Genomic DNA, 13,027 nt, shown 5'->3' with positions numbered 1-13,027 from the left:
ATCGCGAATAACCAAGAACTAGTAACGAAATTTATTCTGTTCTTAAACTTTTAACCGGATTGGCCAATGCCGATTTAATGGCACGAAAGCTAATGGTAAGCATGGCAATTGATATTGCTAGAATACCCGCAACAACAAAAATCCACCATTCAATATCGATCCGATAGGCAAAATCTTCCAGCCATTTATTCATGCCTAACCAGGCAATGGGAACAGCAATTAGGATGGCGATAAGTACAAGCTTCAGAAAATCTTTAGACAGTAGTTGAACTAAGCTCTGAACGCTTGCTCCGAGTACCTTTCTGATACCGATTTCCTTGATCCGCTGCTCCGCGACAAAAGTGGCCAATCCCAAAAGCCCCATGCAGGAAATTAAAATAGCCAGTACGGCAAGGATGCCTACAATTTCGCTGGTTGTTTGATCCGTTTTGTAAAGCTCCGTGAAATGATCATCTAAAAATTGGTATTCAAAATCACTATCGGGACTTATGCGTTTCCATACGGATTGAATATAGGCCAGTGCTTCCGAAGCCCTTTCACCGTTGATCTTAATAGAAAGCTCGTTGTAACCAAAGTCTTTTCGGTTGTAAAGGCATAGCGTTTCGATTTTATGATGTAGCGAATTGAAATTAAAATCCTTCGCAATTCCAATGATTGTACTCCCGGAGTCTAAACCATTAAATCCGAAACGCTTGCCAATTAAAGAAGCAAAGGATTGATTACATTCTTCTTTTAAAAGTTCTTTGGCCAGTGTTTCATTGATAATATAGGTTCGGGCATCGTCACCCGGTCTATCCGGTGAAAAATTACGGCCAGCAAGAAGTGGAATCTGATAGACCGTCAGAAAATCAGGGTCTACCACAATTTGAGACGTTACCAGCTCTTTTGCTCCTCGATCTCCGTGAAATTTAACGCTTGTTTGATGCAAGTTGTTGCCTAACTTTTGTTGATTGGCCGTAACGCCTTTAATCAAACTGCTCGTTAAAAGTTCCTGTTTTAAGCTTTCATACACGCGGTAGGCGTTGTTATCCAATGTCACAGTAACCATTTGGTCTCGCGTAAAACCGACATCTTTTTTTTGCATAAAACGGAGTTGCTTAATGGCCAGTAAGGTTGCTGTAATTAATACAATAGCACAGGTAAATTGTGCGACAACTAGAATATTACGAAAGAATGCCTTGTTTTTACCACCGGTAACCGTGCCTTTTAGTACAACAGTTGGTTTAAATGCCGAGAGGTAAGCAGCAGGATATAGACCTGCTAAAAGTCCTAAACATAATGTGCCTAATAATAAATAGAGGATTAGCGACGGATCATGAAGCAAAGGGAAAGCAATGGCTCGGAGACTTATATGGTTTACATATAGGAGCATTAATTTTACCATCCCACAGGCTAAAATCACTGCGATGAAGCAGAGAAGAACGGATTCACCGATAAATTGAAGATAAAGTTGCCCTCTTTTAGCGCCGGTACTCTTTCTTACGCCGATTTCCTTCGCCCGTGCTGTTGAGCGGGCAGTGGTTAGGTTTACAAAATTGATAGAAGCGATCACCAGAACCACTAGTGCAATAGCGAAGAAGATAAGAGTATATTTACTATTGAATTTTTGATAATTGATATAATCATGCGTGATCTCGGTTGAGCCGGCATGCACATCTCGAAGCGGCTGCAGGAATAACTCATAGCCCTTTGCTTGTTGTTCCTCCATGTGTCTCTTAAGGAAAGCTGGAAACCTTTTCTCAAGGCTTTCTATGTCGGCATTAGGTGCGATTTCCAGATAGGTCGTTAGCCAATTGCCTCCCCAGTTCTGCATTTGTTGAGGGCCAACATACGTGTTCATGGAGAATAGGGCATCAAAATGAATATGTGAATTTTCAGGAATATCTACTAAAACGCCTGTAACAGTGAAATTGGTAGTGTCCCTACCGTAGGTGGTTATGGTCTTTCCGAGCGCTTCTTCCTTACCAAAGATCTTCGCTGCGGTTTTTTGTGTTAACACCAAGCTGTTCGGCTTTTCAAAAACGGTACTTCTGTTGCCTTTTAACAGTTCGAAATCAAATAGTTGAAGAAAGGTTGAGTCGACTAAGAAGGTGGAAGGCATTATATGTCGTACTCCGTTTACTAAAAAGGAAGCTTTACCCCATTGATTGACACGCGTAAAGTTCACTATTTCGGCAAATTCTTGCTGAAGACTAGGTCCCATTGGATACATAGCGAGGGCTACCTTTTGGGGAGCCACCATGCCCTCGGGCTTTTGTACTTCATTTAGGCGATAAATGTTCTTCTTATGGATCGCATCAAAATTCCGTTCGTAGTTTACGAAGAGAATAATCACAATACAGACAGCCATACCAATGGCCAGGCCCAAAATATTGAGCAGCGAATAAAACTTGTTTTTCCATAAGTTGCGCCAAGCCGTTTTGAAATAGTTTTTCAACATGTGTTAGTTCTTTAAGGTGTTTCAGCTATTCGCCCGAGGGCTCATGGTTTCAGCATCGTGTCTGTCTTTTATGGTGCTTCAGCTATCCACCATAGGCGGATGGTTTTAACATAATAGTTATTTGTTGTTAGTTAATCGTTCGTGGCCCAATAACCAATAACGAGGAACGAATAACCAAATCATTCATTCCCTAAGCTATTTGCAATGGTTTATCATCGTGGTATCAACTTGTAATCCGACTATCCAAAATGCTTCCATAAAATATAATTGTTTGTATATAAATGTTTTATGTTGTTCTTTTTTAGCGTGCGGTGTCCGAAATCGGACAGATTGATGTTCGATTTCGGACATCTAGGGGTAGCATAGAGCATAAGAAGTCATTCTTTACAATAGTGTAACAAAGAGGCATACAAAATGAGATACAACCAACAATGCCCGGCAAGCAAATCGTTAATTTGCAGCATGTTATTAGTGAAGATGGGATAAAATAATGAAAGCTGCAGTAATAGAAAAAAAGGGTACTGATCCGAGATTTAAGATAAAGGAACTTCCTCGGCCGATTATTAAGAGCGGACAAGTGCTGGTTCGGAATTATGCTTCATCCGTTAATCCGATAGATGTAATGGCGCGCAATGGGAGGGCTTTGCTCGCTAGTGCCGGTTTTAGTAACCAAGTAATCGGCAGTGATTTTTGTGGTAAAGTATTACAATCAAAAAGTCGACTGTTTAAGGAAGGGGATGAGGTGTTTGGAATGATTTCCGCAATAAAAGGTGGCGCCTATGCGGAAGAGCTGACAGTTAATGCGGATCAAATAGCATTAAAACCGAAGAATCTTGATTACGTGGAAGCAGCCGTGATACCCTTGGTGGGACTGACTGCATATCAAGGATTATTTAAGGTAGGTAGAATACAAGAAAAGGAGAATATTTTGATTACCGGTTGCACAGGAGGCGTTGGCTCGGTGGCCGTTCAATTGGCACGAACTTTAGACTGTCACATTAGCGGTTTATGTAGCGAGAAACATCGGGCATATGCTCATAGCGTGGGTTGCGATGTGGTGATCGACTATCAAAATCAGCAGATTCCTTCAGGTGCCCGGTTTGATCTTATATTTGATGCGGCCGGCATGTACACGTATAGCGACTTAAAACATCATTTAAACGAACAGGGCCTATTCGTGACCACAAGAGGCGAAACCAATAATATAAAGGGTTTGGTCAAAACCGCGGTTGATGTTGTATTTGAACCTTATATGAAGTTTGTTTTTGTCAAGCCCAATGCCGACGATCTCAACGTATTAAAGGAAATGATTGAGCAGGGGAAACTAAAATTGCATATTGAAAAAACCTTTTTGCTAAATCAATTAACCGAAGCACAAAGAATGATGAAAAATGGTGGTTTCGTCGGAAAAATAGGAGTCGATATTGGTGAATAATAAATAGTTGAGAGGATCTTGTTGAGTTTTTGTGGGCATTCACTTATTATCTAATAATAGCTTTCTATGATAGTTCAGATACAACCCGTTTTATTAATGGCGTTTCCCTACCTGCCTCGGACCGAATAGAATAAGAACTTTCTTATGATCTATTCGCTGTAGTAGTCGGTCTTTTAATTCTCTTTGTATCATTAACTATACAAATATATAACTTTTATGGATTTGATTCCGCAAAAAGCATAACTTTTATGGATTACCAAACTTGGTAAACTGTTTGCAATATGTTGAGTATCATAATTCAATAAAAGCGATTCTCTTAAGAGTGGTTTGGATTAACCAGGCGAGGCTTGTTTTTCTATTAGTTGAAATCACTTTGTCTTAAATTACCCTCAAATTGTCAGAATTACCTATAATTTGATGCGAATTTCTTCCGTATTTTTACCAATATGTTAGTAAGGAACATGTTCTAACATAAAGAGCCAGTTAATGAAAGGTCTAAATAAATGATTCTATGGAGAAGACACAACATCCACCCACTATTTGGCAAGAGCTAGGCAACGCCATTCGAGGTACCGAAGCTGATTATACGCAGATAAGTTTAAAACGAGCCATTTTATTACTAGCTGTTCCCATGATTTTAGAGCTCATGATGGAGTCGATTTTTGCTGTTGTAGATATTTATTTTGTAGGCAAATTAGGTCCCTCAGCAGTGGCTACTGTGGGACTTACTGAAACGTATCTGTTTCTATTATATTCCATTGCAATGGGACTTTCCACGGCAGTAACAGCAATTATAGCACGTAGAATTGGTGAACGGAAAAAAGAAGAAGTGGGATTGTCTGCTGTTCAAGCAATATTCATTGCAATCTTAGCGTCCCTGCCTTTTGCATTAGCCGGTATCTTTTTTTCTAAAGAGCTGCTTGCCCTAATGGGAGCAGATGATTGGGCCATACAGCATGGCTATGGTTATACCCAGTGGATGCTAGGTGGAAATGCAGTAGTGATGTTGCTTTTTGTAATGAATGCGATATTTCGAGGTGCGGGGGATGCGGCAATCGCTATGCGTGTACTGTGGGTGGCTAATGGCATTAATATTCTCTTAGATCCGCTACTTATATTCGGCTGGGGGCCAATTCCTGCTTTTGGTATTGAAGGTGCGGCTATTGCAACCAATTTGGGTAGAGGGGTAGGTGTGGCGATGCAGCTATGGGTACTGCTTAAAGGAGGAAAGCATATTCGTGTGCGTATCGATCAACTAATTTGGGACATGAAAACGATGTTTACCATATTGCGCACATCTTTGGGAGGTATCGGTCAGATGTTGATTGCCATGACTTCCTGGATTTTCTTGATGCGCATTTTAGCAGAAGTTGGAAGCGAGGCGGTAGCGGGCTCAACTATTGCTATGCGTATCATGATGTTCTGTATGATGCCTGCTTGGGGCCTATCGAATGCTGCCGCCACTTTAGTGGGTCAGAATTTAGGAGCCGAGAGACCAGATCGGGCCGAGTCTGCCGTGTGGAAGATTGGCCGTTATAATATGGTGTTCATGCTTATCATTTCATTGGTGTTTTTCTTCTTTAATAGAGCATTGGTAGGCGTCTTTAGCATGGATGACCGGGTTATTTCTATAGGGAGTGAATGGCTGCGTATTATCTCTTACTCTTTTTTTATTTATGGTTGGTGGATGGTGTCTGTACAGGCTTTTAACGGTGCCGGCGACACAAAAACACCAACAATGATAAACTTCGTATTCTTTTGGCTTATTCAGATTCCGCTTGCCTATTTTCTGGCTATTTCGCTTAATCTTTCTCATACAGGCGTATTCTGGGGAATATTTGCATCGGAAACAGCAGTAGGTATTTTTACCCTTTGGCTTTTTTCGCGAGGCCGATGGAAAACGGTTAAGGTTTAGATTGCAGTACAAGTATCAAGAGACCAGCCTTCCGCAGGCAAGTATGTATCAGGATATTTCAACGTTAAGGATTTTATGGTGCTGAAATATCCTGATATTTGTATTGTTTCGTTCTCAAGCGTTATCATTTTACAAGGTAAGTACCCTATCTGGTTAGGATGGGTCGCGTTCCTATTCAGACCGTAAAGACTTCACCGGATTTGCCATCGCGGCTTTAATAGCTTGGTAACTCACGGTAAAAAAAGCAATAACCAGTCCTAAGAAAGTGGCTGCTACAAATATCCACCAGTGAATTTCCATATGATAAGCAAAATTGGCTAACCATTGATCCATAGCAAACCAGGCGAGGGGCGATGATATAAGCCCCGCGATTAATACTAATTTCATGAAATCGGTGGATAGTAGTTTGATAATATTGTTAACGGATGCGCCAAGTACTTTACGTACCCCAATTTCTTTCGTACGCTGTTGAGCAGTATAGGTTGCAAGACCCAATAATCCTAAACAGGCGATAAAGATTGCCATGCTAGAGAAAATGGAAAATACGTTCCTAAAATGGGTGTCAGCTTCATATTGCCGATTAAAGCTCTCATCAAGGAAGCTATATAAATATGGGCGTTGTGGCGCCAATTTTGTCCATATCTCGCCTATTTTACTAATCGTTGCCGGTAAATTATCCGACTGTATTTGCAAACTCAGAAATCGGCTTGCCATAGGAGCTAAGCGTAAGGTTAGGGGTTCAACACGTTTATGAAGAGAAAGATAATTAAAATCTTTTGTTACACCGATTACTGTTCCGTCCCGTCCCCATTGCGAAAAGCGCTTCCCGATAATATCTTTCGGGTTGCTATAACCATAAAGCCTTGCCGTAGCTTCATTAATGACTAAAGAATGTAACGTGTCTGCCGGGAAATCACGCGAGTAAGGCCTGCCGGCGACCATTTCAATGCCGAAATGGGGAATGAAATCAATATCCACTTCAAAGATGGCCGGAACTTCCATAACGGAATTACCATTTGCCGTCTCGATACTCGTACCGGCGTTCGGGAAATAGCTGCCAGGGACGCTACGGGATGCAGATACGGATACGACTTCTTTTTCGCGCAAAAAAGCCTGCTTAATGGACTCCAATTGCCGGAGTACCTGTTCATCATAATTGAAGTCTATGACCAACATATGGTTTTTTTTAAACCCGAGATTTTTATTTTGCAAGTGATCTAACTGTGATACGACGATAACAGTTCCGGCGATTAGGGCAATTGACAAGCTAAATTGGAAAATAACCAAACCTTTCCTTAAAAGGACTCCTTTTGGAGAAGTACGGAAAACACCTCGAAGGATGGTAATGGGCTTGAAACGGGATAAGACTAACGCAGGGTAGCTTCCTGCTAAAAAGCCGGTAATGAACAGGGTAAGGAGGAAAAGTGAAAATGTTTGCCAACTAAAGACAAAATCCGCGTTGATCTGCTTCCCGGTAACAGCGGCGACAAACGGGAAAAGCAGTAAAACCAATAAAAGCGCTAAAACAGCTGATATGAAAATCATAAGGAACGATTCAGTCAGAAACTGCCAAATCAATTCTTTTCTTGTGCTTCCTACTACTTTACGTACGCCAACCTCTTTAGCCCGCTCGAGCGAACGTGCCGTTGCCAAATTCATAAAATTGATGCACGCTATACATAAAATAAAAATACCTATTACCCCAAAAATGTATAAATTGGCCAAACTACCGGTAGCGCCAGGCTGGCGATCGGCACTTGAGTGCAAATAAGCATTTAACATCGGTTCAAAGGCAATACTGTACCGACCATCATCATTAGCATGGTGCCGATTTAGAAAGGCAGGAATGTCTGCCGTTAACTGCTCAAGATTTGCTTTTTCCGAAAGTAGGAAATAAGTATAGAAATCCACATAACCCCACTCATCAAAAACCTCTGCCCAAGATTGCCTAAAGGAGCTCATAGACATGAGCGCGTCAAAAGTGAAGTGTGAATTAGGGGGTATGTCTTCTAAAATACCGGTTACTGTATAGACACCCGGGGCGGCTCTCCCACCGGTATTACCTCCTTCAATGGTTTTGCCAATTGGATTTTCGTCACCAAAATATTTTTTGGCCGTGCTCTTAGTAAGCACGGCGGAATAAGGGGCGACCAGTGCTGTTTTTGGATTACCGGCAAGCAATTTCCAACTGAAGACACTAAAGGTGTTGGAATCAGCAAAAAAGACATTGTCTTCTTGAAAGGCTTTGTCACCATAGCGAAGCAATACAGGGGATCTGCCGGAAAATTGGACAACCTCTTCTACTCCCGGAAAATCAGCTTCTAGTGCTTTTCCCACCGGTGCATTCCCCCAAATTTGATAAGTATAATCCCCTTTTTGCCCCGCTTTCGTTGTTCCGCTGGTTCCGATCTCTTTATAACCGTGAACAACGCGATAAATCCGATCCTTTTTTACGTGGTATTCATCATATGACAATTCATTCCGGATGTAAAGCCCAATGAGAAGACAGCTGGCAAGGCCGATAGCCATTCCCGTTATATTAAGCGCCGTGTATCCCTTGTTTTTTAAGAGGGTTCGCCAAGCGATTTTCATGTAATTTTTTTTCATATTAAGTATCTTTTGAGTTGTAAGTTTTAAGTCTCACGTTTTACGTATAAGTCGCTACAAAAATTCTAATGGTCTTCGATGTGGCTTATTATTTAGCTCCTTTATTTAGTTTCGAGTTACTTATGACCTAAAACTTGCTACTCAGAACACTATTCACTTCGCAAGGAATCAACCGGGTTCGCCAACGCTGCTTTAATTGCTTGAAAACTGACCGTCAACAAGGTTATTATTAAAACGGCGACACATGGAAAAACAAGCAGCCACCCATTAATTTTAATGTGATAGGCGAAGCTTTGCAGCCAAGTATGCATGAAAAACCAGGCGATAGGTAAGGCTATCAATGAGGCCAAGGCAACAAGCTTTAAAAAATCTCCAGATAGCATTTGTATAATATCGGCTGTGCTAGCTCCTAGAACTTTCCGAATCCCCACCTCTTTAGTTCGCTGCGCCGTAGTGAAAATGGAAAGGCCAAATAAACCGAGGCAGGCTATTAAAATTGCCAAAGCCGTAAGTAGCAGTGTCATTGCCGCCTGTTTTCTTTCTGCGGTGTATTGTTTGGCAAAGTTCTTATCCAGGAAATAATAAGAAGTAACATTTGATCTGTCGAAAGTTTGATAGACCTTTTCCAAGTATTGGAGACCTTCCGGGATATGGTTTTTTGCCAGCTTAACGTATAAGTTGTCCTCCATAGTCGTTACAGGAGGCATTACCATCACGAGTGGTTCAATTACATGTTGAAGTGAATAAGTATGAAAATCTTTTACAACGCCCACGATTGTTCTTTCTGCCGTGTTTCCTCGATCGTCTATGTTAAACTTCATTCGTTTCCCAATCGGATTCGTCCAACCGAGCTTTTTCATGAGGGTTTCATTGATTAAAGCGGAACTATATTGATCTGAAGGCATTGCGGTCGAAAAGTTTCTACCCAACGATAGTTTGATATCCATTGTTGGTAGGAAGTCTGCGTCAACCATTAACTCCTGTGCAGGAATAGAAGGAGCGGAAAAATCGCCATCAGCGGTTTCAAATTTGTATCCCAAACCACCTAGGTTGTTATTGCCAATAGGGTTTCCCGCCGCTGAAACGCCTTCTATAAAAGGACTTTGCAACAATTGTGCTTTTAGAGCTGATATTTGATTTCGTACTTGCTGGGCATCGATATGGAAAGTTACTACTTGGTCTTTATTGAAGCCTAAATCCGCTTGTTCAGCGTAACGAAGTTGTTTAAAAATAACAAGTGATGCAGAAATTAATATAATCGTTATGACGAATTGAAAACTAACCAATGATTTCCGTACTGTAGCATTCATCGCCATGCTTCCGATTTGGCCTCTAAGTGCGGGAATCGTTTTAAAACGAGCTAAAAATAGAGCGGGATAGACGCCAGCAACAATTCCTGTAAAGAGAGAAAACACCAGCAACGTAATCAACGTGTTGAAGACACCGAAGCGCCAAACGAACAATTGCTTTCCGGTGAGTTCATTAAAGTAGGGGAATGCCAGTTGAATTAAAACAATTGCAATACCTGAAGCAATGAACGTCAGCAAAAGAGCTTCCGTTAAAAACAGAAAGGCAATGTTTCGTTTACCTGAACCGATCACTTTACGGACTCCTATTTCTTTAACGCGTGTTATATATTGAGCAGTGGATAGATTCAAATAGTTTATAAGGGCAATGAGAAGAATCAAAATAGCTACAACACTGAGTAAAGTTACTTTTTTTATACTGCTATTTGCACTTAGTTCGTAAGCGAGATTTGAGTGCAGATGAATAGAAGGTACGGGTTGCAGTTCGATTATATAATCGGCAACCTGCATACGCTTTTGGATGGTTTGAGCAGCAAATGATGCTAGTTTTTTTTCTAATGTACGATAATCGATGCCATCCTTGAGCAACAGATAAGTATACACATGGAAGTTCTGCCAACCTCCTGTGAAGTTATTATCGAAAGAACGAACACCGCTAAAACGTAAATGTGAATTTTGCGGTATATCAATAATGACACCTGTAATTTGGTTTGGAAAATTGTCATCAAAATACAGTGTACGATTAAAGGCCTGTTCCGCTGAACCAAATAACTTAGTTGCTAATTCTTCTGTAATAACAATAGATTGCGGCTTCAATAGGGCAGATGCCGGATCGCCATAAATAAAATGATAAGAGAACAATCGGAGTAAGCTAGCATCGGCAAAGACGATGTCTTCTTGTTTAATCTTTTTATCGTTTACCCTTATAATACCTCCGCCTTCAAGGTCAATGCGTGCTGCTGCTTCGATTTCCGGAAAAGCTGCTTTTAAAGCAGGAGCAAATGGAGGAGAAGTAGGCGCTTGATGTAGATCATTCCCATTCCATCTGGTACGTTGAACTACGCGGACAAGACGATCGGCATTCGTATGATAACGATCGTAGCTAAGCTCATCGGCAACATATAATGCAATAAACCAAAAAGCCGCTAACCCGATTGCCAAACCGATAATGTTAATGACTGAAAAACCTTTATTTCGGAAAAGGTTTCTCCATGCTATTTTGATATAGTTTTGAAACATCTTAATGGGTTCTTCAGTATCCCTGCTATCGATCCGTACAATTAAGTTGCCACATTAAGAAAGCTATTAAATAACCTCCAAAGACAGGTTTTAAAAAAAGTGATGTACGGAAATGAACACTTATTTGTTCATTTCCGTACAGGAGCCTATTGAACTTCTAAAAAGATTGCTTTTTTTATTGGTAAAAATATTTTTAATAATATATATATGCTTTTAAATAATATTTTTATATCTTTGAGTCATTATTAAACACCCTAAACTTATCATGAAAAGAACAATTGAACTGAACCTGCCGGAGGACTTTGTTGTCGTTAGTGAGCTATTTAATATTTCCGTAGAGAAAACGCTCGAGACACTCTCACAGCGTATTACACTTTACGAATTTTTGGATAAGGACAATAAAGTCAAACAGTCAGAGGCCATAAAAATTCTGCAACGGTTTTTAAGGTTTCAAGGTATTAGTAGAGAAAAGATGAATGATGATTTCGCTCATAAGTTTCATCCTTACTTAGAGAATATAAGCAAATTGATAAAAATAGATGCTGGGAGAAAATCGCGGGAATATCAATCAATAGTTAATTGCTGTTATGATGAATTAAACCATATCGCATAATATGAAGAAAGTAATAAAGATTAAGCTATTAAAAGATTTTGAACTGTTGTTTAAAATGTTAGATATCGAGCAAGAGCAGTTCTTTCAGTATTATTTGGATCGGATTTCTTTGCCTCGATTGATGAGTGTTCATCCTGAAGACCCCGAAGGTTTGCTGACGGATTTCTTTCTCAAGAATACACCGGTTGAGGACACAAAAGAAACACAAGAATATATCGAAAAGAAGGCAAAGGGAAAATATCATCACGCAATGATGACTATTGTGGGAACAGAATTGGAACAGCCGGAATGCGAAGAACAGTTAAGGGTTGAGGTGAAAAAATGGCGTGATGAATATGTTATGTTGAGAAAAAAATTAAAGGAAAAAGGGAGACCAATTAAAATCATCAATTATGGAAATTAAGATATATTTTACCTCCGAATTCGAAACAGCTTGTGATATCCTTTATTGGAAACCTGAAGAAATTTTACAGGAGTTTATTAATCTGGTTTCTTTAGCCAAATATAATAGTCAAGAGGTGAGTGATAATGAAGGGCTGGCAACTAAGTTTATGTTATATCAGACAAAGAAAAAGGGGAATCGACTGGTTCCGGCAAAACAAGTCCATATTGAATACTGTCAAAAACTGAAAGAAATTCAAAAAAATTATAAAGAAAACAGTCTTGATGAACGGCATGCAGCTGTTTCCAAGCTGTTTTCATCATGGCGAAAAGAGCTGATTATGAATATGTCAGAAAAGGACTTCATTATTAATGTGAAGGAGAGGAAGAAACAATTGGGTATTGATTAATCTTTTACCATAATGCAACCTAAACTACCTGTAACCTATGGAGGCATGTTGACACAAGATGAACTTGCCGAGCGATATGTCTATATTTCCGCGAGAGTTAGATGTAATTATACAGAGGAAGAGCTCTCTTTTTTACTGGGAAGAGCGCCCTATTATTTTAGCGATTATGAACGAATGGAGGAAGGGGCTAAGTTAACGGGGATTGATATGGAAAATTTGAAATACATTTTTTCGGAAATTTATCTAGATGAGCTATCCTTTGAAAAGGATGAATTTTATGCCTACAATGAAAAAAGAATTGTGAGAGTTCAAAAGGAATGCGAAAAGGATAAGCTGATATATCGGATTTTTCACCCTTGGATTCAACGAAAAAATAAGCGAAAGGTAAATGAGCCGCTTGTTCTTCATGAGTTATATCGCAATATTACTGTTTTAGAAGAACAGGAAATAAAAGAATATATGTTATACATGTTACGCTTACTCTTGCGCCGGCGCTTCTTTAATATGCCGCGAGCGCCTTATTGTATCTATCGGGAAGTGGATAAGCAAAAACCAGCAGGCACAACAATTTATCCGATTTGCCTAAAGCACGCCTTATACGACTTGACGCATAAAGGGTTATTCAGCATGAAAAGGATGAACGGCGTCTTATTTTTTTCTAGTAGCCTCTAATGAATAAA

At 40.0% G+C, this 13,027-nt stretch carries 9 protein-coding genes; 6 read left to right on the top strand and 3 right to left on the bottom strand.

Annotated elements, in window-relative coordinates:
* Positions 1–31 precede the first annotated feature (31 nt).
* Positions 32–2,440, bottom strand: a complete 2,409-nt coding sequence (locus FKG96_RS03080) for an ABC transporter permease (protein ID WP_149105134.1) — start codon at positions 2,438–2,440, stop codon at positions 32–34.
* A gap of 490 nt (positions 2,441–2,930) precedes the next feature.
* Here FKG96_RS03080 and FKG96_RS03075 point away from each other — a divergent pair, with 490 nt between their 5' ends.
* Together FKG96_RS03075 and FKG96_RS03070 are read left to right on the top strand one after the other, a co-directional pair.
* Positions 2,931–3,875 carry an NAD(P)-dependent alcohol dehydrogenase gene (locus FKG96_RS03075; protein WP_130854685.1) on the top strand — a complete coding sequence of 315 codons (945 nt, stop codon included), beginning with the start codon at positions 2,931–2,933 and terminating at the stop codon, positions 3,873–3,875.
* 511 nt (positions 3,876–4,386) lie between these two features.
* On the top strand, positions 4,387–5,790 hold the full coding sequence (locus FKG96_RS03070) for an MATE family efflux transporter (protein WP_130854686.1): 1,404 nt from the start codon (positions 4,387–4,389) through the stop codon (positions 5,788–5,790).
* A 171-nt stretch (positions 5,791–5,961) separates the two neighbouring features.
* On the opposite strand, the gene FKG96_RS03065 is transcribed toward FKG96_RS03070, so the two are convergent.
* Positions 5,962–8,397 (bottom strand): ABC transporter permease, encoded by a 2,436-nt coding sequence (locus FKG96_RS03065; RefSeq protein ID WP_130854687.1) that lies wholly within the window; start codon positions 8,395–8,397, stop codon positions 5,962–5,964.
* 149 nt (positions 8,398–8,546) lie between these two features.
* A complete protein-coding gene (locus FKG96_RS03060) occupies positions 8,547–10,943 on the bottom strand; it encodes an ABC transporter permease (RefSeq protein WP_130854688.1) in 2,397 nt (798 codons plus the stop codon).
* A 265-nt stretch (positions 10,944–11,208) separates the two neighbouring features.
* Here FKG96_RS03060 and FKG96_RS03055 point away from each other — a divergent pair, with 265 nt between their 5' ends.
* From FKG96_RS03055 to FKG96_RS03040, 4 genes are read left to right on the top strand one after another with little or no spacing between them, the layout of a single operon-like run.
* Entirely contained in the window at positions 11,209–11,556 is a 348-nt protein-coding gene (locus FKG96_RS03055; protein ID WP_130854689.1) for a hypothetical protein, read from the top strand.
* A 1-nt stretch (position 11,557) separates the two neighbouring features.
* The gene (locus FKG96_RS03050) at positions 11,558–11,959 is read left to right on the top strand and encodes a hypothetical protein (RefSeq protein ID WP_130854690.1); all 402 of its coding nucleotides are present in this window, start codon (positions 11,558–11,560) and stop codon (positions 11,957–11,959) included.
* A complete protein-coding gene (locus FKG96_RS03045; RefSeq protein ID WP_130854691.1) occupies positions 11,949–12,347 on the top strand; it encodes a hypothetical protein in 399 nt (132 codons plus the stop codon). The genes FKG96_RS03050 and FKG96_RS03045 overlap by 11 nt, the downstream gene beginning before the upstream one ends.
* 12 nt (positions 12,348–12,359) lie before the next feature.
* On the top strand, positions 12,360–13,019 hold the full coding sequence (locus FKG96_RS03040; RefSeq protein ID WP_130854692.1) for a hypothetical protein: 660 nt from the start codon (positions 12,360–12,362) through the stop codon (positions 13,017–13,019).
* The last annotated feature ends 8 nt before the right edge of the window (positions 13,020–13,027 follow it).

The sequence above is a fragment of the Olivibacter sp. LS-1 genome, from assembly GCF_008245145.1.
GTDB classification, from domain to species: Bacteria; Bacteroidota; Bacteroidia; order Sphingobacteriales; family Sphingobacteriaceae; genus Olivibacter; species Olivibacter oleidegradans.
The sequence above is the reverse complement of the archived record's forward strand: the minus strand, read 5'-3'. Positions and strand labels throughout refer to the sequence as shown.